Below are 21,684 nucleotides of genomic sequence, written 5' to 3'. Positions count from 1 at the left end.
CGGCTCGGCTCACCGCCGGCTGGGTCAGCCGCAGCGCCGCGGCCGCCGCCGTCATGCCGCCGGCGGTCGCCACCTGATCGAAGGCGCGCAGCCGGCCGAGCCGGGTCCCGTCCACGCGAAGCATCCTCTCTCGACGGCCGACCGGGCCGGCAGGCGGGTCGACCTGAACAATTCGACTTAGCATGAATTCATGGCGCGCGGCAGCGTTGGAATGCCGGCCGAACGGCCGAAAAATGCTGAACTGGCGCTCCCAGGAGCCGCCCATGACCGCCATCATCGACATCCACACGCATGTGATCTCGCCGGATACGGCGCGCTATCCGCTGGCGCCGCTCGGCGGCAAGCAGTCGGACTGGTCGCACGCCCATCCGTGCACGGCCGAGGAACTCGTCGCGGCGCTCGACGAGGCGGGCGTCGCGAAGGCCGCCGTGGTGCAGGCTTCCACGGCCTACGGCTTCGACAATTCCTACGCGGCCCACGCGATCGCGACCTTCCCGGAGCGCTTCACCGGCGTGTTCTCGATGGACCTGTTCGCGCCCGACGCCGCCGCCGTGTTCGACCGCTGGGTGGCGAAGGGGTTTTCGGGGCTGCGCCTGTTCACCACCGGCACGACGCAGCCCGGCCAGGCCGGCTGGCTCGCCGACCCGCGCACCTTCCCGATCTGGGAGCGGGCCGAGGCGGCCGGCCTGCCGGTGTGCGTGCAGATGCGGCCCGAGGGCGTCGATCAGCTCACGGTGCTGCTCGACCGCTTCCGCAAGGTTCCCGTGGTGCTCGACCATCTCTCGCGCGTCGACCTCTCCGACGGCGCGCCCTATGACAAGGCCGACTGGCTGTGGCGCCTCGCCGAGCGGCCCAACGTGGTGCTGAAGCTGACCAGCCGGACGGTGCGCGAGGCGTCGAACGGGGCGTCGCGGCCGGAGGACTTCTTCCCGCGCCTCGTCCGCGTGTACGGTGCGGAGCGCATCGCCTGGGGCTCCAACTTCCCGGCCGAGCCGGGGCCGGTGAGCCGCATTCTCGACGCTGCCCGCGCAGCGCTCGCCTGCCTGTCCGAGACCGACCGGGAAAAGATCTTCGCCGGCACGGCGCGCCGGCTCTATCCCGCCCTCGCCGCCGCGCCGGTGCCCGCCTGATCACCCTGCCTTCCTGGTGCCGTTCGAGGCATCGGGCAAAAACAACGACCGGAGGACCTCCATGACCGCCCCCCTCGCGCCGCTGCACACCGACCGTCGCAATCTGCTCCTCGGCGGCCTCGCCGGGGCGCTCGCCGCGCTGCTGCCGGCGGCCGCGCGGGCTCAGGCCGGCTATCCGAGCCGGCCGGTTCGCATCATCGTGCCCTACGGCGCGGGCGGCATCGCCGACGTGACCATGCGGATGGTGGCGCAGAAGCTCTCCGACAAGTTCGGCCAACAGTTCATCATCGACAACCGGCCGGGCGCCGCCGGCGTGATCGGCATCAACTCGGTGGTCGCCTCAACCCCGGACGGCTACACGCTGGCGATGATCGGCGGCGGGCTCACGGCGGCGAAGTCGCTGTTCAAGTCGCTGCCCTACGACCTCGAGCGCGACCTGGTGCCGATCTCGACCACGGCCGCCTACGGCCTGGTGATCGCGACCAAGGCGGGCTCGCCGCTGAAGAGCGTCGCGGACATCATCGCAGCCGCCAAGGCGTCGCCCGGCAAGCTCAACTTCGGCTCGATCAATCCCGGCAGCAACCAGCATCTCGGCGGCGAGCTGTTTAAGTCGATGGCCGGCATCACCGTGACGGCGATCCCGTTCAAGACCACGCCGCAACTCGTCACCGCGATGCTCCAGGGCGACGTCGACGTGCTGTTCGAGTACCAGGCCGCCCTGCAGGGTCCGCTGGAGGAGCGCCAGATCGTCGCCGTGGCGACGACCGCGACGCAGCGGGCGCCCTCGCTGCCGAACGTGCCGACCGTCGCCGAGAGCGGCCTGCCCGGCTACGAGGTGACGAGCTGGAACGGCCTTGCGGCACCGGCGGCGACGCCGCCCGACATCGTCGCGACGCTCAACAAGGCCGTGGTCGAGGTGCTGGCGCTGCCCGACATTCAATCCGCCGCGACGAAGTACGGCATGCGGGCGGAAGGCTGCTCGGTGGAGGACTTCAAGGCCCGGATCGCCCGCGAGGTGGCGAAATGGGCCAAGGTGGTGGAAGCCGCCGGCATCGAGAAGAAGTAGGCGGAGGGACTGTCGGCTCGGCGCCGGCCCAGTGGCACGTCTTCGTGTCCCGGACGCGGTGCATCGCACCGCGAGCCGGGACCCGGGCGATCAGACGACGAGATCGTCCGGCGGCCCCTGGGCCCCGGTTCTGCGGCACGGCGCGCCTGCGGCCCGCCGTGCCTTGTCCGGGGCACGCGGCCGAGACACGCGGCCAAGGGTCTACAAGATCCGGCTCAGCGGTTCACGCAGGTCCAGACGAAGCTCGCGCGCTGCGACGGTGTGAAGGCGTGCTCGCGCGCCTGCTGCTCGCAGGCGGGGCGCCGCTCGCGCCTTGCGGCGAGCTCGTCGCGCAGCATCTCGCCGGGACTGGCCGATGCCACCACCTGTCCGACCGGCGACGTCGATCGCGTGCAGGCCGTGGCCGTGAGGCCGATGGCGACCGCGCAGAGAAGGCCGACGGCATTCCGCATGGGGATCACACCTCGAAACCGGGTTATCCCCCTCCCCGGGCGAAGATTAACACCGGGCGTCCGGTCTTGAACAGCAGGTGGTTTTCCTGAACCCCATGCGCAGGGCGCGGGCATGCCGGCGACCGCCGGTGCCGGGAGGCGCGCCGATTCGGCTGGCCCGACGGTGGGCGGCCAGCCGCTCCGGAAGGATCATGGAACCAATCGGCGCGATCCGCATTGAAACGTATCACCGGCAGCGGCAACGGGCGTCGGTGGCTGAGAGACCGTTCGTGCTCCCGCTCGTCAGACGGGAGCCTGTTCATGCGCTCGCTCACTTATCGCCTTGTTCTATCAGGCGACGATGTCGCGTGGGAGGTTCGCACGGGCGATGGTCGCCTGGTCTCCTCCGGGAGAGCCGGTGACACCGTCGCGGCAAGAGCGGCCGCGTTGGCTACGGTGTGCGGTTCTCGTTCGCCAGCGCAGGCGATGGGTCCGGACGTCTCAGAAATCGGCGGTTCAGAAATCGGCGGTTCCTGTCTGGACGGTTCAGGGGAACCGAGTACACCGGCCGACCGCCCTCGTCCTCCACGACGATAAAGGCCCCTTCGACGAAATCGGGGTCGACATTCCGGGCGAGCTCGGACGCGACCTGTCGCGCGTTCTCGACGGCGTCGAGGACGGAGGGGAGGTCATCCCCCGTGACGTCCCGGGCCGACCGTCCGCCGGTGAGATGGAAGAAGAAGCGGGGCATGCCGAAGCTCCAGCCGTTTATCACAAGCCCCCGGCCGCCGAATTGTTCCGAGCCAGACCGGAAGCCTGCTCGTCCGCCCTGCCTTCCCGACCGGCTCGCCGCTCCGCCCACAATCGAGCGGCCGACGCAAAGCGTCGATCAGCGATCACCGAATGAACTGTAAGGCTGTTCGGGGAAGTCTGCCAAGTCTCTGAAAAGACTGGCGGGAGCGACGGGGCTCGAACCCGCGACCTCCGGCGTGACAGGCCCTGTGATCTAACCGCAGCATCAAGGATTGTTCCGAGTTCTGCGCCTCGGGAATCCGGCCTGATTCGGGGAAGAGTTGGAACGCGCCGAGCCCCGCCTACCCGCTCGACGACGGGAGCGGAGGGCCCCACTTCGACCCCCCTCCTTGCCAAGTGGAACCTGCTCCAGGCGGCGCACGCGGATCCAGGCCTGTCGCCCCGGGCGAAGGTGGTGTTCGGGGTGCTGCTCAACTGCCACAACTCGCGCACCGGCCGATGCGACCCCCGCGTCGAGGTGCTGGCCGAGCTCTCGGGCTGCAAACGGCGGGTCGTCTCCGACGTGATCGGCGAGCTCGCCGCAGGCGGATGGTTGACTGTCCAGCGGCGGCCGGGCTCGTCGATCTACACCCTGAATTTCGACCGCGTCGGGCCGGTCGAAGATGTGCAGGATTCCGCACAGCTCGACGGCCACGAAGATGTGCGGGAAACCGCACAGCAAGATGTGCAGGATTCCGCGCAGCTAGCAGCCGATGAACCGGCGAAGATGTGCGGAATCCCGCATGACAGATGTGCGGAATCCCGCATATCCGATGTGCGGGATTCCGCATGCCCTATAGAGAAACCGGGAAATGAAACCGGGAAAAGAAACCGGGAAGAGTCTCTTTCGGTCATCCACGACGGCGAGCTGTTCCCGCCACCGACCGCCAGCGGGCCGCCGGGCCGCCCTGCCCGGACGGCCAAGCCGAGCATGGCCGAGGTCGACCGGGCCTTCGCCGAGTTCTGGGACGCCTACCCCCGCCGGAAGGCCAAAGGGGCGGCAGAGCGCGCCTTCGCCGCGGCGCTGAAGGCCGGCGCAGATCCCGCCGCCGTCATCGCTGGGGCCCGCCGCTACGCCGCAGAGCGTGCCGGGCAGGACCCGAAGTTCACGAAGCACCCGACGACGTGGCTCAACGCCGAAGCGTGGCTCGACGAGCCCGACGCCCTCGACGGCGCAGCGCGGCGCACGGGGATCGCCTCCGCCGTCGCCGGGATTGCGAGCTTCCTGGAGGATCGCCGATGACCCACCAGCAGGTTGCCACGGTGAGCCCGAGCGGCCGCTCGATCGAACTGGTCGAGCGCGCGGTCGGCGATGTCGCCGCCATCACGGCCAGGCTCACCCGGGCCATCGAATACGCCGGCTACGGGATCGATCCCGACCGCGAGCTGATTCCGGCGCTCACCGCAGCCCGCCAGCTCCAGACCGACGGCGTGCCGGATCGGATCGGGGCGTGGCTCAACAAGGCCCGTGTGCCGGCCACGGACGACGAGATTGCGAAGCACCTCGCGCTGCTCGTTGCTGCCTTTCCGCATGCCGGTCGTGATCACGACCTCGCGCTCTACGGCCGACTCTTGGCCGAGGATGTCAGGGCGACGCAGCCGACGGTCGGTGCGCTCTCCGCCGCGGTGCGCACGCTCCGAACCACGCGGGAGTGGCTCCCGGCGATCGCTGCAGTTCTCGCCGAGGTCGCCGTGCAGGAGTCGAAGCTCAGGGTTGCCACGCACAGCCTCGCCCGGCTCGACAAGGTGGTCGAGCAGGCGAGCGCCGCCCTGCCAGAACTCGAAAAACGAGCAGGGGCGCGGCGCCGACGAGCGATCGCTCCGTTCGAGAAACCCGCGAGCAACGAGGCCGCCCAATGAGAACCCGGAGCCACGCCCAGCGCCGCGCGACGGCGTCATCTGCCGTCGACGGCGTCCCCTGGCCCGCGCGCGTCGTCGACACCATCACGCTGATGGCGCGCGCCAAGCAGATCGGCTCTGCCGAGCACGCCGCGGCGCTGCGTTACCGATCGGCTTTCGAACGCACGTACGGCGGCAGCTCGCACCTGCTCGATCCGGACCGCACGCCGTCGGCGCCGTCGAGCGGCTCGCACTCGGCCGCGCGGCTGGCGGCCGGGCTGCTGCTCAACGAGGCGGATCGCGCGCTCGCCCGGGTTGGCGGGACCGTGGTCGTCGAGATGGTGGTGGGCCGCGGCTACACGATCGACGACGCGGCGGGCAGCCTGTTCGGCCGCGACGAGCAGGGGCGGACACGGAAGGCTGACCGTGATCACGTCGGGGCTTGGCTGAAGCTGTCGCTGCGTCGGCTCGCCAAGCTGTGGGGAAGCGGTCGTGATCAGGTTGCGACCGGCTGAGGCCTGTGCTAATAAATCGGCACGATCAGGAACTGCGCCCGCCCGGCCCCGCCGCGGCGGGTTTTGCATTTCAGGGACATCGATGGGACTGCTCAGAACCCTCTTCGGCGCTGGCGCCGCGGAGCGCAAAGGCATGGCCGCTCCGACCATGGCGACCGCGATCTCGTGGGCCGAGCTGCTCGGCCTGCCCGTGGCGCCGGGCACCGTGACATCGGGCGACGCGCTGCGCGTGCCGGCCTATGCCGGCTCCGTCCGTCTGATCTCGGAGGCGCTGTCCGTGCTCCCGGCGCGCATCATCAAGGTCAGCGACGCCGGCGAGCGCGAGCACGTCCGCGGCGATCGCCGGGCCCGGCTGCTCGACCGTCCGTGTTCGTGGCTGTCCTGGTCCGAGTTCGTCGCCGGCCTCACCATCGACGCCATGCAGCGCGGCCACGCCTTCGCGCTGGCGACGCGCGGCCCCGACGGCGAGATCCGCGAGTTGCTGCCGCTCGGCGCGGCGTGCACGGTCGACCAGGCCGCGCCCACCGAGCCACCGGTCTACCGGATCAGCTTGGCCGACGGGACCAACGAGGTCCACACCCGTGCCGACATCCTGCACATCCGCTGCTTCGACGGCCGCGCGATGCCGGAGGTGCTGGCCGGGCCGCTGTCGCTGTCGCTCTCCCTGATGCGGCACGTCGAGAACCTGTTCCGGCGCGGCGCCAAGCCGGGCGGCTACCTGAAGCCGAAGAAGCAGCTCTCGGAAGATGCGAAGAAGAACCTGAAGAAGGCCTTCGATGCGGCGGCGTCCGGCCCGGAGAATGCCGGCCGGACCTTGCTGCTCGAGCCGGACGTCGATTTCGATCCGGCCGTGATGACGTCGGTCGACGCCGAGCTGACGGGCGTGTGGGAGCGCGCGACCCTAGAGATCGCCCGCGGCATGCGGGTGAGCCCGCACCAGATCGCCGAGCAGCAGAAGGCTCCGAGCGGCAACGCCGAGACGATGGGCGCCGAGTTCGTGCGGTACTGCCTCCTGCCCTGGATTCGGATGTGGGAGGGCGCGCTGGAGATCGTGCTGTTCGGCCCCGACGAGTGGCCGTTCGAGGTCGAGTTCGACGCGACAGAGTTCGAGCGGGCCGAGTTCGCCTCCCGGTTCGAGGGCCTCGCCAAGGCCGTGACGCACGGGATCCTGAACCCGAACGAGGCGCGCAGCACGATCGGCATGCCGCCGTACCAGGGTGGCGAGAAGTACGTCATGCAGGGCGCGAACGTCCCGGTGTCGGCGCTCGGCGCGCCGCCCGCTGCCGCACCGCAGCCGCCGGCCGGAGGCGCGCAGCAATGAGCAGGATCGAGTTCAAGGCCTCTCTCGCGGTCGACGAGGCCGGCACGATCACGGGCCTCGCGTGGCCGTTCGGCACGCCCGACCGCGTAGGCGACATGGTCGCGCCTGGCGCCTTCAAGGGGGCGGCCCCGCCGGTGCCGATGCTGTTCCAACACAACCCCGCCGAGCCCGTGGGAGCGTGGAACGTGATCGAGGAGAAGGCGGACGGACTTCACGTCACGGGCCGTCTCCTGATCGAGGACGTCGCGCGCGCCCGCGAGGTTCGCGCCTTCGTCCAGTCCGGTGCCGTGCGCGGTCTGTCCATCGGCTTCGTCACCAAGAGCGCCACCGGCCGCAAGGGCGGCGGCCGCACGATCACGGCGCTCGACCTCGCCGAAATCTCGCTCGTCACCATCCCCATGCACCCCGGCGCGCGCGTGACCGGGGCCAAGTCCGCCGCGGCCGCTATCGCGCTCGCCGAGGCGATCAACCGGGCCGCCGCGGCCCTCCGAACGAGGTGATCACCATGAAGCATTTTCGGCCGACGCCCGCGGGTGTCATCGAATTGAAGGGCGACGACGGCGCCGCCGACGACCCGAACACCCTCGTGACCAAGGCCCTCGACGAGCTGAAGGCGACGGTCGACGAGCGCCTGAAGGCGGTCGAGACCAAGGCGGCCGACCTCGACAAGCTGACCAAGCGCCTCGACGACGTCGAGACCAAGGTCGCGCGTCCGGCCGTGAAGAAGGGCGCCGAGGACGAGCCGGCGGCGATCGAGAAGAAGGCCTTCGACGTCTACCTTCGCAACGGCAAGGACGGCCTCGGCGAGGTCGAGCGCAAGGCGCTGACCGTGTCGAGCGACCCGGGCGGCGGGTATCTGGCGCCGGCCGAGTTCAGCACCGAGTTCATCCGCGACCTGGTGCAGTTCTCGCCGATCCGCAGCATCGCCAGCGTGCGCAGCACCGGCAACCCGTCGGTGATCTATCCGCGGCGCACCGCGATCACCAACGCGGCGTGGCGCGGCGAGACGCAGGCGCAGACCGGGTCCGAGCCCGCCTTCGGTCAGCTCGAGGTGCCGGTCCGCGAGCTGAACACCTATGTCGACGTGTCGAACCAGCTCCTCCAGGACAGCGGCGCCAGCGCCGAGGCCGAGGTGCGGCTGGCGCTCGCCGACGACTTCGGCAAGAAGGAAGGCGCTGCGTTCGTCTCGGGTGACGGCGTCCTGGCCCCCATGGGCTTCATGAGCGATGCGACCATCGCCTACACGGCGAACGGCCACGCCACGAACCTCTCTGCCGACGCCCTGATCACGCTGATGTACGCGCTGCCGGCGCTCTACCGGAATCGCGGCTCGTGGCTGATGAACGGCTCGACCCTCGCAACGATCCGGAAGCTCAAGGACGGCCAGAACAACTATCTGTGGCAGCCGAGCTTCCAGGCCGGCCAGCCCGAGACGATTCTCGGTCGCCCCGTGGTCGAGGCGGTCGACATTCCGGACGTCGGGTCGGGCGCGTTCCCGATCATCTTCGGCGACTTCAACACCGGCTATCGGATCGTCGACCGGATCGGCCTGTCGGTCCTCGTGAACCCGTACCTGCTCGCGACGACCGGCATGACCCGGTTCCACGCCACGCGCCGCGTCGGCGGCGGCGTCATCGCGGCGGCTGCGCTGCGCAAGCTGAAGATGGCGACGAGCTGATCGCCGGACCGAAGGAGAACCCATCATGCGTGACGGACACAGCAACATCGGCCCGGTGCTCGCCATCGGCCCCGCCACCCTGTCGGCCGACAACACGCCGGTCGCGATCGATCGCCTCGGCTTCGAGTCGCTCGCCCTGCTGCTGGCGATCGGCGCCGGCGGCATCACCTTCACCGATACGAACAAGATCGAGTTTGTGCTGAAGCACGGCGACACCGACACCGTGAACGACCACGTCGCGGTGTCGCAGAGCGACGTGCTCGGCGTCACCGTCGCGGCCGGCGGCATCGTCAAGTCGCTGGTCGCGGCACACGCCGCGGCCGACGTGACGAAGCTCTCCTACATCGGCAGCAAGCGCTACGTCAGCGTGCTGGCCGACTTCGGCGGCACGCACAGCACCGGCACCCCCATCGCCGTCATGGTGGTGAAGGGTCACCCGGCGAGCGCCCCGGTGGCGTGACGAAATCTCGGCCGGCGCGGAGCTCGGCCAAGATAGGGCGGCAATCCTCTAGGGGTGAGCCGGCGCGTCCCAAGAACCCCGAGACCTGATCGCTGCCGCCCGACTCGCGAGGGTCTTCATGGCGCCAATCAGGTCAACGCCGGCACCAATTCGAGAGTCTGATTCATGCTTATCTGGTTGACACACCCCCTAGGGATCGACGGCGCGCGCCGATTTTGGAGGTCAGTATGACCACTACCGATAGAGGCACCGGACAGACCTTGGCCATGATCAAGGCGCTCCCTGCAACCGGCTCGGTTGTCGTGGTTCACAACTCGGGGCTTCGCGAATACGTCAAGCAGATGATCCATGACGTGCGCGGCGCGGACGTGCTGAAAGCGACGACCGTCATCATATGCAATCGCAGTGACTTGGCGCGTGGCTACCTGACCGGCCGTCGCGTTCCTGTGATTGTCGATCACGTCTTCTATGCTGCCGTCCCGCCAACCGTTGAGGCTTCGGTGCGCCAACTGGTGCGCGACTGCAATGTCATGGTCTGATTTTGGGCAGGTTCGCTCGGGTCTGTGGCTGCGGTCGGGTGGTGCGACCCGGCGAGCCCTGCTCGTGCCGACCAGCACGGGCACCGGACCTGCGGCCCTCGGCGAGGCAGCGCGGTTATGACCACGAGTGGGAACAGCTTCGTGCGTCGGTCCTCGCCGAGCAGCCTAGGTGCGCCAAGTGCGGTGCGCCCGCCGAGCACGTCGACCACATCCAGCCTGTCAGGTTCAGGCCTGACCTTCGCCTCGTCAGGTCGAACCTTCGGCCCCTCTGCGAGCGCTGCCACAACGCGCGGTCGGCCCGCCAGCAAGCCGAATGGCGGCGACGGGAGGGGGGAGTCTGAGATCCGGCGCTGATCCACCGGACCGCCGCCGTCCACTGCCGTGGGACAGACCCTGTTTTTTTCCGCCCGGGAGGAGCCCGTGAGCCTGACCCTGATCACCCCGCCGGCCGCCGCGCCCGTCACGTTGGCCGAGGCCAAAGCGCATCTCAACGTGACCGGCGACGCCGATGACGCGCTGATCACCCGCCTGATCGCCGCGGCGACCGCTCGGTTCGACGGCCGGGACGGGCTGTGCGGCCCGCTGATCGAGCAGACGTGGCAAGCCCAGTTCGACGGGTTCCCGCGCGGCCGCCTGGAGCTACCGCTGCCGCCGGTGAGCGCCGTCACCGCGGTCACCTATCGCGACGCGGCCGGCGCCACCCAGACGCTCGCCGCCGACCAGTACGACGTCTACGGGCTCGACGTGCTCGACGGCGCCTACGTCCTGCCGGCGACCGCCTGGCCGGCCACCGACCTCCGGCCCGAGGCCGTCGCGGTGACCTTCACGGCCGGCTACGGCGCCGCGGCCGACACCGTCCCGGAGCCGATCCGGCAAGCCATCCTCGCCACCGTCGCGACGCTCTACGGCCAGCGGGAGGACGCCTATCTGGGGCAGGCCCAGCTCATCACGGTGCCGGCCGTCGCGCTCGACCTGATCGCCTCACACCGGCCGTGGAGCTTCTGACCATGGAGGGCCTCGACAAGTTCGTCCGCAAGATGCGCGCCATGTCCGAGCAGACGAAGCAGGAGCTGCAGGCCGAGACGACGCGGGCCGCGAACGAGATGGTGGCGCTCGCCAAGGGGCTGGCGCCGTTCAAGACCGGGGCGCTCCGGGCGTCGATCCAGGCCAGCAACGGCCCGCCGCCGGCGCACGCGCAATTCGCCGGGAAGTCGCGCAACGAGATCGCGACCACGGTCACCAGCGGCAACACCTCGGCCCGACACAGCGCGCTCGTCGAATTCGGGACGAAGCCGCACATCGTCGGCGGCATCTACGAGGGCGCGCGCCACCCCGGCAGCGAGCCGCACCCGTTCTTCTGGCCGGCCTTCCGAGCCCAGAAGCGGGCGTTCGCGCGACGCATGGCGAAGGCGGTCCGGACCGCGGCGCGCCGGCAGGCCGAGGGGGGCTGACATGCTCGACACCGAACGACAGCGGCTCGCCGAGGTGGTGTGGCGCATAGCGCACTTCATGCTGGGCACCATCGACATGGATCCGGCCGAGCGGGAACGGCGCGTCGTCGCGATGCTCGACGGGCTCGACGACCGTCAACAGCAGGTCGCCGTCATGGGCGCGAAGATCGTGCTCGACCGTTTGGCCGAGGACGCCTCCGAGGCCAACAAGGCGGCCCTCGGCCTGATCATGGCGGCCGATCCGCTCACCCCGACGAGGCAGTAACATGCTGGCCGGACAGCTCGACCGCGTGATCGACCTGCAGCGGATGGAGGTCATCGAGGACCCGGTCACCGGCGAGTGGCAAGAGGTGTTCACGACCTATGCCACCGAACGGGCCAAGCTGGCGGAGACCGGAGGCCGCGAGTTCTTCGCCGCGAACACCACGATCGCCGAGCAGAAGGCGACGTTCCTGATCCGCTGGCGCGGCGACGTGCTGGTGACCGATCGCGTCTCCTACGGCGGCAAGGCCTACAACATCAACTCGACCCGCGAGGTGGGCCGGCGCGTCGGGCTCGAGCTTCAGTGCACGGTGCGGCCATGACGAAGCAGACCACGAAGGTCACGGTCCCGCCGCCGCCGGCGCACCTCGACAAGGCAGCCGCCGCGCTGTGGAAGAAGCTCGCCACGTCGCTGGCGCGCCGCGGCGTGCTCTCCGACTCGACCGGCCCGTTACTCGCCGCCTACTGCTCGGATGCCGCCCTGGTCGCGGTCTACGGCGCGGCGCTGAAGCGCGAAGGCGCGATCGTGACGACGGACGGCGTCTCCAAGCCGCACCCGCTGGCGCGCCCCTATGCACAGGCGACGGCTCGCATGCTCAGCTTCGCCCGCCGCCTCCGGCTGCTCGACCAGCCGCAAGCCCCTCCTGGACCGAAGAGCGCGTACGATGCACTGGGCTTGTTCGACTGACCCGATCCCGGATCCGCACGGCCGGGCGGCGAAGCTCCTCGCCTTCGTCGACCTGTTGCGGCACCCGAAGTCCGAGCACGCCGACAAGCGGCTCGACCTCGCCCCGTTCTGGCGGCGCATCCTCGCCCGCATCTACGGGCCGAGTGACGACCAGGGCCGCCGGCAGGTGCGGACCGCCTTCATCATGATCGGCCGGGGCGCGCGGAAGTCGACCACGGCCGGCGTGATCGCGCTCGCCCACACCGTGGGCCCGTTCCGGACGCCGAACAGCCTCGTGGTGTCGGCCGGCGTCGACCGCGAGCAGGCCGGGCTTGCCTTCGGCGAGGCGGCGTCGATGCTCGCCCTCGACGAGCTCCTCTCGCCCCGGACCAAGATTCGGGCGTGGGAGAACCGCATCGTGCACGTGAAGAGCGGCGCCGAGTATCACGCGATCAGCGCCGACGCCGATGCCCAGCTCGGCAAGACGCCGGCGGTCGTGATCGCGGACGAGCTGTGCGCGGCGTGGCGCGGCCGCACCGCCGTCGATTTGTGGGGCGCCCTGAAGACCGGCACTGCGAAGGTGCCCAACGCACTGACCATCATCATCAGCACCGCCGGTGACGGGCGCGACCAGGCGCTCGGGCTCGACCTTTACCGCTACGCGAAGCGCGTCGAGTCCGGCGAGGTGGTCGATCCGTCCTTCCTGCCCGTGATCTTCGAGGCGCCGGCCGATCTGCCGTGGGACGACGAGGCGACGTGGCGGCTCGCGAATCCCGGGCTCGACGCTGGCTTCCCGGACCTCGCGTCGCTCCGGGACTCGGTGCGGATGGCGAAGGAGCTTCCCGCGTTCCGCCGGCAGTTCGAGCAGCTCCATCTCAACCGCTGGCAGGACGGCACCGCGGCCGGATGGGTCGACATGGCGGTCTGGGACGAGGGCTCGGCGCCGATCGACGTGAAGGCGCTGGCCGGCCGCACCGCCTGGCTCGGCGTCGACCTGTCGAAGAGCTTCGACCTCACCGCCGTGGTGCTGGTGCTGCGCGACGACGACGGCGGCTACACCGTGGTGCCGTTCTGCTTCCTGCCGACCGACACGGTGCGGCTGCGCGCCGCGAACAGCGATCAGCCGTGGCGCGAGTGGGAGTCCGCCGGTCACCTGATCGTCACGCCCGGGTCGGTGCAGGACGAGGCCGCAATCGAGGCGAAGATCGTCGAGCTCTGCACCACCTTCGACGTCCGCGAGATCGCGTTCGATCCCCGATTCGGCGGCCGCATCATGACTCGGCTCGCCGAGGACGGACACCCGGTCGTCGAGCATGCGCAGAGCGCGCTCCACTACACCGACGGGATCACTGAATTCCAGCGCGTCGTTCTCGAGAGGAAGCTGCGGCACGGCGGCCACCCGGTGCTGCGCTGGTGCGTGTCCAACGTCACGCCCGTGGTGGGCGATACCGGGCTCGTGCGCTTTTCGAAGAAGCGCAGCGCCGACGCCATCGACGCCGCGCAGGCCGCGGCCATGGCGATCGGTCGGGCGATGCACAGCGACGGCAGCACGATCTACGGCGCCAAGGACTGGCGCCTCGACGACGTCCTATTCGGGTGAGGTGATCAGATGGCCGAGTCAGTCCAGGTCGCGCGGCTGGTCGCGAGCTTCGAAGCGAACAGCAGGAAGTTCGACCAGAGCATCAGGAAGATCGAGGCCGACAGCCGGCGCACCGCGGCGCTGCTGAAGCAGCACCTCGGCGCCGGCGGGCGGCTCACCGAAGGGCTCGACGCCAGCTTCGCCAAGTCGGCCCGCGCCGCCGAGGCGTCGCTGGCGAAGGTGAGCGGCTCGGCGCTCGGGGCCGAAGCATCGCTCGTCGCTCTCCGGAGAGGCTTCGTGCTGCTCGCCGGGGCCGTCTCCGTCCAGCAGGTCGGCCAGCTCGCGGACCAGTACACGACCCTGCAGAACGCCCTCAAGATCTCCGGCCTGGAAGGCGACAGCCTGTCGAAGGTCTATCGCCAGCTCTACGAATCGGCGCAGAGCAACGCCGTGCCGATCGAGGCGCTCGTGAAGCTCTACGGTCGCGTGTCCTCCGCACAGAAGGAGCTGCACGCCTCGTCGAGCGAGCTGATCAAGCTCACCGACGCCGTGGCGCTCGCCTTGAAGGTCGCCGGCACCGACGCGACGGAAGCGAGCGGCGCGCTGCTCCAGCTCGGCCAGGCGCTGGCCGGCGGGAAGGTGCAGGCCGAGGAGTACAACTCGCTCTTGGACGGGGCGCGGCCGATCTTGCAGGCTGCCGCGGCCGGGCTGAAGGAGGCTGGCGGTTCCGTCGGTGAGCTGACGAAGCTGGTGAAGGACGGCAAGGTCAGCTCCGAGGCGTTCTTCCGCGCCATCCTCGCCGGCGTGCCCGTGCTCGAGCAAGCCGCCAAGAGCGCTGATCCGACGCTCTCTTCGGCCTGGGTGAAGCTGAAGAACCGCATGGTCGACGCGGCCGGCGCTACCGACAGCGCCACCGGCGCGACGAAGGCGCTCGTCCAGATCATGGAGGGCCTCGGACGGGCAATGGACAAGGTGTCCGGCCGGTCGTGGGTCGACAACATCGACGGCTTCAGAGACAGCGTCCGGGCGGTCGAGATCACGAAGGAACTGATCGAGCTGGAAAAGCAGCTCGCCGCGGCCGGCGCGCTGGCGGGCCAAACCAAGCTGCGCGGCGACTACGCGATGGCGCAGACCCTGCAGACCCGCATCAACAGCCTCAACGACGAGTTCAACCGGATCAAGGACCGCGGCCTCAAAGCGACCATGTCGCCCCCCGTCGAGCCGACCACCAAGCCGCCGGTCACGATCCCGCCGGACAAGCAAGTCTCGATCGAGAAGTTCCCGGTCAAGGAAGACAAGGACAAGGGCGGCGCAGACACGAACGCCTTCGAACGGGCCGTCGCTCAGACGCAGAAGCACATCGCGGTTATGACCGCCGAAAACGCGGTGATCGGTCAGAACGCCGAAGCGCGGGAGCGCGCCCGAACCGTGGCGATGCTCGAAACCGCGGCGAAGGAGGCGAACGCCGAGGCGGGCATGAAGAACACCGCCGTCACGGAGGCGCAGCGCGCGAAGATCAACGAGGTCGCCGACGCGATGGAGAAGGCCGCGCAGCGTGAGCGGCTCTTGACAGAGGCGTTCATGCGGATCGACCGCGCCGCCGACACTGCGGCCGACGCTTTCACCTCTTACGTTACGGGATCGCAAACCGCGAGCCAGGCCTTCAAGAACTTCGCGGATAGCGTGATCAGCGACCTGATCCGCATGGAGGCGAAGGCGTCGATCATGAATTTGTTCGGCTACGGCAGTGCGGGCAGCTCCGGTGGCAGCATCCTCTCGGGGCTGAAGTCGTTCCTCGGATTCGCGGGCGGCGGGTTGGTGCAGGGGGCCGGCACCGCGACCAGCGACAGCATTCCGGCCCGGCTTTCGGCCGGCGAGTTCGTGGTGCGTGCCGAGGCGACCCGGCGCACACTGCCGCTCCTGCATGCCATCAACGAGAGCGGCGGCCGCGTCCCCCGCTTCGCCTCAGGCGGGCTCGTCGGAGACTTCATGGCGGCCGGCGACCGCGCCGTGATGGCGAGCCTCGACGGGGCAAGCCGGGCGCCGCCGGCGCTCGCCAAGCTGTCGCAGGGCACGCCGATCGCGGTCAACGTCGTGGTGAACAACAACGCCAGCGCGGCCGTGAAGACGGAGAGCCGGCGAAACTCCGACGGTGGGCTCGACCTCGAGGTGATCATCGACCAGGCGCAGGCCCGCAACATCGGGCGGCCCGGGTCAGCCACGGATGCCGCGCTGGCGACGCGCAACCGGCTCGTGCGGAGGTGATCCCATGACCACGCCCGTCACCGTCGTCGTCACGCTGCTCCGGGCCGCGCCCGACGTCGCCGAGATCGCCGGCACGCGCATCTACGCCGGCGCAGCACCGCAGACCAGCGCGCCGCCCGACCTCGTCGTGGTCCGGACCGGCGAGGCCGAGGCCTACGACCTGGACGGCGCGACCGGGGCGCCCGAGACGAAGGTCGTGGTGGCGTGCCGGGCGGCAACCTACGCGGACGCGGACCGGCTCTCGCGGGCCGCCGTGGCGGCGCTGAAGGACGGCGTGCACGTCCAGGGCGCCCGGCACTGGACCGTCACGCGCGACCTCGTGTCGGACATCTCGCCGGTCGATGACGCCGGGTCGCGGACCTGGGTCGCCATGGAGGGGTTCGAGGTGATCGCCGAGTAGCGTCGCGACTCCGGGGGGCAACGGGCGCGGCATCGGGGCGGCCGGGGGCGACCTCGGCCGACTTTCTTCACCTCCGCTTAGGCCGATCATTTGGATCGTACAGGTGCTTCTCCGTATGGCCGCAGTTCGTGCACCTCAGTGTTCGCTCTTGCACCCCAGCGAAGGCGAAGTCAGGGTGCTCCTGGGATGCAATTACTTTCAGATGACCGGCCTCACAAAGCGGACAAGCTTCTCCGGAGCTTAGAGCTGTAATCTTTTTTTCAAGCTCTTTGATCTTCAGATCTCTCTCATGAATGCTCTCGCGAGCATCCGACAATGCGATCTTCACGTCTGCGAGTGTGGCATATAGATCGGCCATCTTCGCTTTGAGCGCAGCGGCGTCGAATCCCTTGTCGAGTTCTCTCAGGTCTTTCACAACTCCGATTGCCTGACCAAGCAATGAAAGTGCTGCAGCGATATCCATGCGATCCTCGTCAATACGCTTCGAAGCGGTCTTCAGCGCTGCCGGTCAGGCCTGCGCTCATCGAGCCACGCATCGTGCTCGTCCGATTTCATGATCAGCATCGCGAGCGGAGAAATATATTGCGCTCGGAATGTAATGTAGTCGGCGGGATTGGCGATGTGAACCTCAATTACACATTCCGATGCGTCCCAGTACTCAACGTAATAGTGGCCGGCATAATGCTTGTGAACTTCGAGCGTATGCCCAGCGTCCCCAAACGTCTCGTCGCGGATGAGGCCGACGGACGAAAGTGCCGCGTGCCAGAGGTCAATGTCCCCATCGAATGCCGGCTTTATCCAATCTGGCCGCTCGATCGCTTCTAATTTCCCGCCTGAGAATCGATAGGTCTTGTGCATTGCCATGGTTCCCCCTGGCGCCGGCCCGAACAGAATCTCGATGGATCGTTCGACGACAGCCTACAACCTCTGAGCGGCGCAGTCGCGGGGGAGAATTAGCGCGCCTGCGCTACGTCCCGAAGATACCAGTCGACGTGCATCGCTTGGTGATCCTCCATCTGCTTCGTCAGCACCCCGAAAACTCCGCCAGTCCATGTGCCGAATGCGCGCGTGCCGTCTGCTCGGTAGAGCTTCTCCGGCAGGGTGCGGATCGTGTAAATCGGGTTCTGAGACCCGTAGTCGCGGCCGATCTCCTGAAAGTCGGCGCCTGACAGGATGAACTTAGTGCTGCCGCGATAGGCGAGGTGAGCTGCGGTGAAGCTCCGCGTTCGCAGGGTGTGCGCAATCTGGAACATGACGCGGTCAACGTCGGCCATGCTCGCCGTGGAACCCAGAGAGACCAAGTCCAGGACGATGACGGTCGGGTCTACGCCGTATCGAAGGTGCGGAACCATCGTCACGGTTTCGTTTCGCGGGTCTTCGCGAAGCTCGAGCAGCGCGGGTCCCGTGACGTAGAAGCCATTCAGCGCGGCGGCGCCGAATAGCGCTACGGCCACCGCGACGAGTAGCGCTCGCATCGCAGATCCCCCCACCCGAGGCGACCATAGCAGAAACAGCGCGATCACGCCCCGGGGAGGGGCGCTGCGCGGTGTTGTTGATTTTGAAACCGAATACGGGCAGTCTGGTAAGCGGAGCGTAGCAACTCCCGCCAAAGGCCTTGCCGGGCCCGTTTGGCACCAGAGCGATGGCAGGGCGATCCTTGCCGGGATCAACCGTCGCCATTGATGTAGGACGCGCTGGTTAGCCGCCAGCGTGAACGGCACCACTATGCCGGGAAGGCGGCGGCTATACAAGACCCTTCGGGGAAAGGCCGTCGCGCGTCGTCTCTGGCGGCGTTGCTAACTTCCCGGCGCCAGTGCTGCCCACTGGCACCCGGCCGTAGCAAGCCGGTTTGATCCAGAGACCATCATGACCACCCTGCATCCCGTGATGCCTGCTGCCGCCCGTGCGGCGGGCGCTGCCGCGTTCTGCGCCGCGCCGATGGCTACCCTCGCCCCGGCCGAGCTCCGCGCCGCCCGCCGGGCCGCCGAGGCCGAGATCGAGCGCCTGATCTCGCTGCTCGACGAACTCGACGGCGACCCGGACATCGAGGAGGACGACCCGCTCGAAGACGACGACGCCGACGAAGACGCGGAGCCCGGGGAAGAAGACGACCCGCTCGAATCGAATTTCGGTGTCGCGTGCTTCGCGGGTGATGACGAACTGGAGGCGGACCCGGCAGAGTCCGGCGTCGCCGACCAGGACGCCCTCGAAGAGGTCTACGGGAGGGTGTCATGATCGAGCCGCTCGTTCCGATCGCCGTCCTCGCCGCGATCCTCTCGGCGCTCGCCGGCTTCGCGGCCGGTCGGGTCTCGCCCCTTCGACCGCAGCACCTCGGGGTGCGCATCGGGAGGCGCCCGTGACCGATGCTTCCGCCTCTGCCGTAGACTGGAACTCGTTCGAGGATCAGGTCGACGCCGTGGCCGAGTACGCCTCGATGCTCGACCTGCTCTCCAGCCACGACGACCTCGACAACCGCCAGCGCCGGGCGTTCCGTCGCATCGCCGGTGATCTCGGCGCCAATGGCATAGCGCTCCGGGCGACGTTCGACGCGCTGCACCGCGAGCGCGTGGCGCGGCGTGTCGGCGGCGCCGAACAGCGGCCCGAGACGGCCGAGGCCTGACCAGTCGGCCCGCTCCGGGCAATCCGGGGCGGGCCCGCTGATGTCCACCACAATAGCCAGCTATTAGAAGCGGTTACTGGAATTTTGGGGTGAAAAACCGCCGTTCGATGGCCACCAACTTTCCGGTCCGCCCGGCGGATCTGCCTGGGGGCGGCGCGGGGCAGTTCTCCTATTGTTGTAACCGAAGGTCAATGCTATGGTCTTAACATAAGCTTGGCGCCGAATGTCGAGACAGGGCGCCCCAACCGAGCAGAGGCGCCGCAATGTTCTACCTCGCCCCGACCCCGATCGCGATGCGCGTCACCCGCCTCGACCCGCTGAAATTCAACGAGGCCGTCGCGCGCCGCTGGTACCATCCGCGCACCACCGCCGTGCCCGGCGCCCCGCGCAAATTCGACGTTTGGGAGATGGTCGGCTGCTACGTGATGGCCCGGCTGCTGGCGACGAAGATGCAGCTCTCCATCGCTGCCTCTCGCGCCTGCTCGGTCCGAGAGGTCGCCGAGCTGGCGCCCGACCGCACGCGAACCGTGACGTGGGCATCCTGGGAGACGGGCGACGCGGTCTACTCCGATGCGGCGCCGCCCGATGAGATGCCGCCGCCCGAGGCGACCAAGATCACCTTCGACGTCTTCGCGATCCGCGGCGTGATCATCGACCGCCTCGCGGAGATCCACGCCGACTCGACCGAGGACGCCTGAACATGCGCTTTCGCGTCGACCCTCGCGACGTGCCGCCGGAGGTCGCCGCCCGGCGCCTCGGCGTCACGGCCGAGCGGTTCGCCGCGATGCTGCCGTCGCTCATCGCCCGCGGCTTCCCGCGGCCGGACCCGGACACGGGCAACCTCGACCTCACCGCGATCGATCGCTGGTGCGACGCCCGCCATCCTCACCTCTTCGGCGCCGGCGTGGCGATACAGGCCCGTGACTCCAGCACCGTCGCGCAGGATCGGATCGCCGCGATGCGTCGAGGCGGAGCGGCATGACCCGGGTGAAGATCAGACACTACCGCGTGAAGCGGCGGAAAGGCTTCTGGGAGCCGACCCCGACGATGAAACGCCTTGGCTTTTTCGCGGTCCCATGCGGCCCAGACGGGCCCGAAGCATGGGCGATCGCGGAGGCTTGGAATCGCCGGTGGGATCAGACGCGGCGCGGCGAGGCGCCCTCCCCCGCCATGGTGTCGGCCGAGAACCTGTCGCCGGACCAAGCCGAGGAACTGACCGTCTATCCGCCGCGGTCGCTCGGCGAATCGTTTCGCCGCTATCGTCGCACCGACGAGTGGGCGACGAAGCAGCCGCGGACACGCGAGGAGTGGTGGCGGTGCTGGCGGCGCATCAAGCCAGTCTTCGGCGACTGTGATCCGCGCACCGTGTCGCTCGAGGACATCTCGGCTTGGCGACGCGCGATCGAGGATACGGTCTCGCTTCGCGAGGCGCACAGGTGCGTGAAGATCTGGCGCGCCCTTTGGAAGGTGTCGGCCGCGCTCGGCTACTGCGTCCGCGACGCCGACCCATCTCTCGGCGTTCGCAACCGCGCAGCCGCGGGCCGGTCGCTAACCTGGTCTGAGGGCGAGATCGCCCGGGTCGCGAAGCGCGCGTGGCGGATGGGGTACTACGGCCTCGCGGCCGTCGTCGCCGTCGCCTGGGACACCCAGATGAGCCCCGGCGACGTCCGGGCTCTGCGTGCCTCTCAGCTCGCCCGCAGGGCCGCTGGCGAGGCGTTCTTCACGGAGCGCGGCAAGACCGGGAAGCCGGTCGGTGGAGCGCTCAGTTGTAGCGCGCAAAATCGGATGGCATAGCGCGCAAGATCGGATGGCAGCGGTTTTGCCCTAGCGTGTGGGCTCCTGCAGGCCGTTCCGAATGCTTCCCTAGGGGCAGTCCAAGGGGGCCGAGTACACTGCCCGCCCGCGCTCGTCCTCGACGACCACAAATGCATCTTTGGTAAGATCGGGGTCGATGTTCCGAGCGAGTTCGAACGCCACTTGACGGGCGTTCTCGACCGCATCGAGGACCGAGAGGAAGTCTCCACCTATTTCGTCCCGGGCCGATCTCCTGCCCGTGAGATGGAAGAAGAACCGGGGCATACCGAAGCTCCAGCGATCTGTGCACGCCCAGAACTCTCAATTGGTCCGAAGCGGTGTCTTCTTGCACTGCCTGCCGGCAGGGGGTGACGCTGCGGTGGGCTTTTCAACCAGAGGCTACCGAAATTCTTGCTTCGCGCCCAGCGATGGCCGGTCGTTTCATGTTTTCCGCAGTCCGTTTGCTCACCTAACGAGCTAGCCGGCATTAGGAGCCACCGTTGAAGCCGCCTTGACGGCCTCTTCGAGGCGCCGGCACGCCACCTCGTAGTAGGCCGGCTCGACCTCGATCCCGATGTAGGGCAGCCCCCGGGCGACGCAGGCGACCCCGACCGTCCCGGACCCCATGAAGGGATCGAGGACCGGCCCCTCCATGACGCCGAGCAGCCCGGCCATCAGCTCGACCGGCTTGCCGGCGATGTGGTGCTTCACCTTCGGCACTGGTGCCCGGAACACGCCCGGAGCGACCGGGCCGGCCAGGATCCGCGACCCGTTGGTGGCCCACACGGCGTACTCGGCCTGCACCCGATATCGGCCGAGCTGGGGCCGGCTGGCCTCGGTCTTGTCCCAGGGCACGATCCCCCGCCACACCCACCC

At 68.8% G+C, this 21,684-nt stretch carries 33 protein-coding genes; 25 read left to right on the top strand and 8 right to left on the bottom strand.

Going from position 1 to position 21,684, the window contains the following annotated elements; translation table 11 throughout:
• Window positions 1–124, bottom strand: a 124-nt coding sequence (locus CCR97_RS32050) for a LysR family transcriptional regulator (protein WP_201159482.1), incomplete at its 3' end; no start/stop codon positions are given.
• A 139-nt stretch (window positions 125–263) separates the two neighbouring features.
• Here CCR97_RS32050 and CCR97_RS10595 point away from each other — a divergent pair.
• Window positions 264–1,130, top strand: coding sequence for an amidohydrolase family protein (locus CCR97_RS10595; protein ID WP_111356202.1), 867 nt, complete (start codon window positions 264–266; stop codon window positions 1,128–1,130).
• A 61-nt stretch (window positions 1,131–1,191) separates the two neighbouring features.
• A complete protein-coding gene (locus CCR97_RS10590) occupies window positions 1,192–2,196 on the top strand; it encodes a Bug family tripartite tricarboxylate transporter substrate binding protein (protein WP_111356203.1) in 1,005 nt (334 codons plus the stop codon).
• Between the two features lie 215 nt (window positions 2,197–2,411).
• On the opposite strand, the gene CCR97_RS10585 is transcribed toward CCR97_RS10590, so the two are convergent.
• Together CCR97_RS10585 and CCR97_RS10580 are read right to left on the bottom strand one after the other, a co-directional pair.
• Window positions 2,412–2,648 carry a hypothetical protein gene (locus tag CCR97_RS10585; protein WP_111356204.1) on the bottom strand — a complete coding sequence of 79 codons (237 nt, stop codon included), beginning with the start codon at window positions 2,646–2,648 and terminating at the stop codon, window positions 2,412–2,414.
• Window positions 2,649–3,078: 430 nt separating this feature from the next.
• Entirely contained in the window at window positions 3,079–3,378 is a 300-nt protein-coding gene (locus CCR97_RS10580; protein WP_111356205.1) for a DUF6894 family protein, read from the bottom strand.
• A gap of 165 nt (window positions 3,379–3,543) precedes the next feature.
• Between CCR97_RS10580 and CCR97_RS10575 the strand changes: the two genes are divergently transcribed.
• The 17 genes from CCR97_RS10575 to gp17 all read left to right on the top strand — a co-directional run bounded on the left by CCR97_RS10575 (window position 3,544) and on the right by gp17 (window position 16,394).
• Entirely contained in the window at window positions 3,544–4,662 is a 1,119-nt protein-coding gene (locus CCR97_RS10575; RefSeq protein ID WP_338049067.1) for a helix-turn-helix domain-containing protein, read from the top strand.
• Window positions 4,659–5,279: a hypothetical protein gene (locus CCR97_RS10570; protein ID WP_111356207.1), complete on the top strand. Its 621-nt coding sequence runs from the start codon at window positions 4,659–4,661 to the stop codon at window positions 5,277–5,279. Before CCR97_RS10575 ends, CCR97_RS10570 begins: the two co-directional genes overlap by 4 nt.
• Entirely contained in the window at window positions 5,276–5,773 is a 498-nt protein-coding gene (locus CCR97_RS10565; protein ID WP_111356208.1) for a hypothetical protein, read from the top strand. The genes CCR97_RS10570 and CCR97_RS10565 overlap by 4 nt, the downstream gene beginning before the upstream one ends.
• Window positions 5,774–5,906: 133 nt before the next feature.
• A complete protein-coding gene (locus CCR97_RS10560; protein WP_170145725.1) occupies window positions 5,907–7,094 on the top strand; it encodes a phage portal protein in 1,188 nt (395 codons plus the stop codon).
• Window positions 7,091–7,594 (top strand): HK97 family phage prohead protease, encoded by a 504-nt coding sequence (locus CCR97_RS10555; RefSeq protein ID WP_111356210.1) that lies wholly within the window; start codon window positions 7,091–7,093, stop codon window positions 7,592–7,594. The genes CCR97_RS10560 and CCR97_RS10555 overlap by 4 nt, the downstream gene beginning before the upstream one ends.
• Before the next feature lie 5 nt (window positions 7,595–7,599).
• Window positions 7,600–8,772: a phage major capsid protein gene (locus CCR97_RS10550; RefSeq protein WP_111356231.1), complete on the top strand. Its 1,173-nt coding sequence runs from the start codon at window positions 7,600–7,602 to the stop codon at window positions 8,770–8,772.
• A 25-nt stretch (window positions 8,773–8,797) separates the two neighbouring features.
• On the top strand, window positions 8,798–9,232 hold the full coding sequence (locus tag CCR97_RS10545; RefSeq protein WP_111356211.1) for a hypothetical protein: 435 nt from the start codon (window positions 8,798–8,800) through the stop codon (window positions 9,230–9,232).
• Between the two features lie 227 nt (window positions 9,233–9,459).
• Window positions 9,460–9,771, top strand: coding sequence for a hypothetical protein (locus CCR97_RS10540; RefSeq protein ID WP_111356212.1), 312 nt, complete (start codon window positions 9,460–9,462; stop codon window positions 9,769–9,771).
• 38 nt (window positions 9,772–9,809) lie between these two features.
• Window positions 9,810–10,112: an HNH endonuclease gene (locus CCR97_RS10535; protein ID WP_338049066.1), complete on the top strand. Its 303-nt coding sequence runs from the start codon at window positions 9,810–9,812 to the stop codon at window positions 10,110–10,112.
• A 79-nt stretch (window positions 10,113–10,191) separates the two neighbouring features.
• Complete coding sequence (locus tag CCR97_RS10530) at window positions 10,192–10,776, top strand: head-tail connector protein (RefSeq protein ID WP_170145726.1); 585 nt, start codon at window positions 10,192–10,194, stop codon at window positions 10,774–10,776.
• 2 nt (window positions 10,777–10,778) lie between these two features.
• Window positions 10,779–11,222 (top strand): HK97-gp10 family putative phage morphogenesis protein, encoded by a 444-nt coding sequence (locus CCR97_RS10525; RefSeq protein ID WP_111356215.1) that lies wholly within the window; start codon window positions 10,779–10,781, stop codon window positions 11,220–11,222.
• A gap of 1 nt (window position 11,223) precedes the next feature.
• Window positions 11,224–11,487 (top strand): hypothetical protein, encoded by a 264-nt coding sequence (locus tag CCR97_RS10520; protein WP_111356216.1) that lies wholly within the window; start codon window positions 11,224–11,226, stop codon window positions 11,485–11,487.
• Between the two features lies 1 nt (window position 11,488).
• On the top strand, window positions 11,489–11,806 hold the full coding sequence (locus tag CCR97_RS10515) for a phage head closure protein (RefSeq protein WP_111356217.1): 318 nt from the start codon (window positions 11,489–11,491) through the stop codon (window positions 11,804–11,806).
• Window positions 11,803–12,171: a P27 family phage terminase small subunit gene (locus CCR97_RS10510; protein WP_111356218.1), complete on the top strand. Its 369-nt coding sequence runs from the start codon at window positions 11,803–11,805 to the stop codon at window positions 12,169–12,171. Before CCR97_RS10515 ends, CCR97_RS10510 begins: the two co-directional genes overlap by 4 nt.
• Window positions 12,149–13,750: a terminase large subunit gene (locus CCR97_RS10505; protein ID WP_170145727.1), complete on the top strand. Its 1,602-nt coding sequence runs from the start codon at window positions 12,149–12,151 to the stop codon at window positions 13,748–13,750. Before CCR97_RS10510 ends, CCR97_RS10505 begins: the two co-directional genes overlap by 23 nt.
• Before the next feature lie 9 nt (window positions 13,751–13,759).
• Window positions 13,760–15,994 (top strand): tape measure protein, encoded by a 2,235-nt coding sequence (locus CCR97_RS10500; protein ID WP_111356220.1) that lies wholly within the window; start codon window positions 13,760–13,762, stop codon window positions 15,992–15,994.
• A 4-nt stretch (window positions 15,995–15,998) separates the two neighbouring features.
• Window positions 15,999–16,394 (top strand): tail completion protein gp17, encoded by a 396-nt coding sequence (gene gp17, locus CCR97_RS10495; RefSeq protein ID WP_170145728.1) that lies wholly within the window; start codon window positions 15,999–16,001, stop codon window positions 16,392–16,394.
• A gap of 67 nt (window positions 16,395–16,461) precedes the next feature.
• On the opposite strand, the gene CCR97_RS10490 is transcribed toward gp17, so the two are convergent.
• The 3 genes from CCR97_RS10490 to CCR97_RS10480 all read right to left on the bottom strand — a co-directional run bounded on the left by CCR97_RS10490 (window position 16,462) and on the right by CCR97_RS10480 (window position 17,869).
• The gene (locus CCR97_RS10490; protein ID WP_146618676.1) at window positions 16,462–16,857 is read right to left on the bottom strand and encodes a hypothetical protein; all 396 of its coding nucleotides are present in this window, start codon (window positions 16,855–16,857) and stop codon (window positions 16,462–16,464) included.
• Window positions 16,858–16,889: 32 nt separating this feature from the next.
• A complete protein-coding gene (locus CCR97_RS10485) occupies window positions 16,890–17,258 on the bottom strand; it encodes a hypothetical protein (RefSeq protein WP_111356222.1) in 369 nt (122 codons plus the stop codon).
• 89 nt (window positions 17,259–17,347) lie between these two features.
• On the bottom strand, window positions 17,348–17,869 hold the full coding sequence (locus CCR97_RS10480; RefSeq protein WP_111356223.1) for a hypothetical protein: 522 nt from the start codon (window positions 17,867–17,869) through the stop codon (window positions 17,348–17,350).
• A 391-nt stretch (window positions 17,870–18,260) separates the two neighbouring features.
• On the opposite strand from CCR97_RS10480, the gene CCR97_RS10475 reads away from it, so the two are divergent.
• The 6 genes from CCR97_RS10475 (at window position 18,261) to CCR97_RS10455 (ending at window position 20,808) form a co-directional block, all read left to right on the top strand.
• The gene (locus CCR97_RS10475) at window positions 18,261–18,629 is read left to right on the top strand and encodes a hypothetical protein (protein ID WP_244670370.1); all 369 of its coding nucleotides are present in this window, start codon (window positions 18,261–18,263) and stop codon (window positions 18,627–18,629) included.
• Complete coding sequence (locus tag CCR97_RS32045; RefSeq protein ID WP_274611508.1) at window positions 18,626–18,754, top strand: hypothetical protein; 129 nt, start codon at window positions 18,626–18,628, stop codon at window positions 18,752–18,754. The genes CCR97_RS10475 and CCR97_RS32045 overlap by 4 nt, the downstream gene beginning before the upstream one ends.
• A complete protein-coding gene (locus CCR97_RS10470; RefSeq protein WP_111356224.1) occupies window positions 18,751–19,014 on the top strand; it encodes a hypothetical protein in 264 nt (87 codons plus the stop codon). Before CCR97_RS32045 ends, CCR97_RS10470 begins: the two co-directional genes overlap by 4 nt.
• Before the next feature lie 263 nt (window positions 19,015–19,277).
• Window positions 19,278–19,712: a hypothetical protein gene (locus CCR97_RS10465; RefSeq protein WP_111356225.1), complete on the top strand. Its 435-nt coding sequence runs from the start codon at window positions 19,278–19,280 to the stop codon at window positions 19,710–19,712.
• A gap of 2 nt (window positions 19,713–19,714) precedes the next feature.
• Window positions 19,715–19,996: a hypothetical protein gene (locus tag CCR97_RS10460; RefSeq protein ID WP_111356226.1), complete on the top strand. Its 282-nt coding sequence runs from the start codon at window positions 19,715–19,717 to the stop codon at window positions 19,994–19,996.
• Window positions 19,993–20,808, top strand: a complete 816-nt coding sequence (locus tag CCR97_RS10455) for a hypothetical protein (RefSeq protein WP_111356227.1) — start codon at window positions 19,993–19,995, stop codon at window positions 20,806–20,808. Before CCR97_RS10460 ends, CCR97_RS10455 begins: the two co-directional genes overlap by 4 nt.
• Before the next feature lie 69 nt (window positions 20,809–20,877).
• On the opposite strand, the gene CCR97_RS10450 is transcribed toward CCR97_RS10455, so the two are convergent.
• Together CCR97_RS10450 and CCR97_RS10445 are read right to left on the bottom strand one after the other, a co-directional pair.
• Window positions 20,878–21,093 carry a DUF6894 family protein gene (locus tag CCR97_RS10450; protein ID WP_111356228.1) on the bottom strand — a complete coding sequence of 72 codons (216 nt, stop codon included), beginning with the start codon at window positions 21,091–21,093 and terminating at the stop codon, window positions 20,878–20,880.
• Between the two features lie 192 nt (window positions 21,094–21,285).
• The coding region (locus CCR97_RS10445; protein ID WP_201159481.1) for a DNA methyltransferase at window positions 21,286–21,684 on the bottom strand (399 nt) is incomplete at its 5' end.

Source organism: Rhodoplanes elegans (assembly GCF_016653355.1).
GTDB lineage: Bacteria > Pseudomonadota > Alphaproteobacteria > Rhizobiales > Xanthobacteraceae > Rhodoplanes > Rhodoplanes elegans.
The sequence above is the reverse complement of the archived record's forward strand: the minus strand, read 5'-3'. Positions and strand labels throughout refer to the sequence as shown.

Bases quoted from the DNA above. Each gene is read 5' to 3' on its own strand.
- CCR97_RS10560 (WP_170145725.1), top strand. From the start codon at position 5,907: ATGGCCGCTCCGACCATGGCGACCGCGATCTCGTGGGCCGAGCTGCTC.
- CCR97_RS10450 (WP_111356228.1), bottom strand. From the start codon at position 21,093: ATGCCCCGGTTCTTCTTCCATCTCACGGGCAGGAGATCGGCCCGGGAC.
- CCR97_RS10550 (WP_111356231.1), top strand. From the start codon at position 7,600: ATGAAGCATTTTCGGCCGACGCCCGCGGGTGTCATCGAATTGAAGGGC.
- CCR97_RS10490 (WP_146618676.1), bottom strand. From the start codon at position 16,857: ATGGATATCGCTGCAGCACTTTCATTGCTTGGTCAGGCAATCGGAGTT.
- CCR97_RS10460 (WP_111356226.1), top strand. From the start codon at position 19,715: ATGCGCTTTCGCGTCGACCCTCGCGACGTGCCGCCGGAGGTCGCCGCC.
- CCR97_RS10555 (WP_111356210.1), top strand. From the start codon at position 7,091: ATGAGCAGGATCGAGTTCAAGGCCTCTCTCGCGGTCGACGAGGCCGGC.
- CCR97_RS10590 (WP_111356203.1), top strand. From the start codon at position 1,192: ATGACCGCCCCCCTCGCGCCGCTGCACACCGACCGTCGCAATCTGCTC.
- CCR97_RS10580 (WP_111356205.1), bottom strand. From the start codon at position 3,378: ATGCCCCGCTTCTTCTTCCATCTCACCGGCGGACGGTCGGCCCGGGAC.
- CCR97_RS10540 (WP_111356212.1), top strand. From the start codon at position 9,460: ATGACCACTACCGATAGAGGCACCGGACAGACCTTGGCCATGATCAAG.
- gp17 (WP_170145728.1), top strand. From the start codon at position 15,999: ATGACCACGCCCGTCACCGTCGTCGTCACGCTGCTCCGGGCCGCGCCC.
- CCR97_RS10510 (WP_111356218.1), top strand. From the start codon at position 11,803: ATGACGAAGCAGACCACGAAGGTCACGGTCCCGCCGCCGCCGGCGCAC.
- CCR97_RS10520 (WP_111356216.1), top strand. From the start codon at position 11,224: ATGCTCGACACCGAACGACAGCGGCTCGCCGAGGTGGTGTGGCGCATA.
- CCR97_RS10475 (WP_244670370.1), top strand. From the start codon at position 18,261: ATGACCACCCTGCATCCCGTGATGCCTGCTGCCGCCCGTGCGGCGGGC.
- CCR97_RS10480 (WP_111356223.1), bottom strand. From the start codon at position 17,869: ATGCGAGCGCTACTCGTCGCGGTGGCCGTAGCGCTATTCGGCGCCGCC.
- CCR97_RS10585 (WP_111356204.1), bottom strand. From the start codon at position 2,648: ATGCGGAATGCCGTCGGCCTTCTCTGCGCGGTCGCCATCGGCCTCACG.
- CCR97_RS10545 (WP_111356211.1), top strand. From the start codon at position 8,798: ATGCGTGACGGACACAGCAACATCGGCCCGGTGCTCGCCATCGGCCCC.
- CCR97_RS10455 (WP_111356227.1), top strand. From the start codon at position 19,993: ATGACCCGGGTGAAGATCAGACACTACCGCGTGAAGCGGCGGAAAGGC.
- CCR97_RS10515 (WP_111356217.1), top strand. From the start codon at position 11,489: ATGCTGGCCGGACAGCTCGACCGCGTGATCGACCTGCAGCGGATGGAG.
- CCR97_RS10570 (WP_111356207.1), top strand. From the start codon at position 4,659: ATGACCCACCAGCAGGTTGCCACGGTGAGCCCGAGCGGCCGCTCGATC.
- CCR97_RS10565 (WP_111356208.1), top strand. From the start codon at position 5,276: ATGAGAACCCGGAGCCACGCCCAGCGCCGCGCGACGGCGTCATCTGCC.
- CCR97_RS10500 (WP_111356220.1), top strand. From the start codon at position 13,760: ATGGCCGAGTCAGTCCAGGTCGCGCGGCTGGTCGCGAGCTTCGAAGCG.
- CCR97_RS32045 (WP_274611508.1), top strand. From the start codon at position 18,626: ATGATCGAGCCGCTCGTTCCGATCGCCGTCCTCGCCGCGATCCTCTCG.
- CCR97_RS10595 (WP_111356202.1), top strand. From the start codon at position 264: ATGACCGCCATCATCGACATCCACACGCATGTGATCTCGCCGGATACG.
- CCR97_RS10465 (WP_111356225.1), top strand. From the start codon at position 19,278: ATGTTCTACCTCGCCCCGACCCCGATCGCGATGCGCGTCACCCGCCTC.
- CCR97_RS10525 (WP_111356215.1), top strand. From the start codon at position 10,779: ATGGAGGGCCTCGACAAGTTCGTCCGCAAGATGCGCGCCATGTCCGAG.
- CCR97_RS10485 (WP_111356222.1), bottom strand. From the start codon at position 17,258: ATGGCAATGCACAAGACCTATCGATTCTCAGGCGGGAAATTAGAAGCG.
- CCR97_RS10505 (WP_170145727.1), top strand. From the start codon at position 12,149: ATGCACTGGGCTTGTTCGACTGACCCGATCCCGGATCCGCACGGCCGG.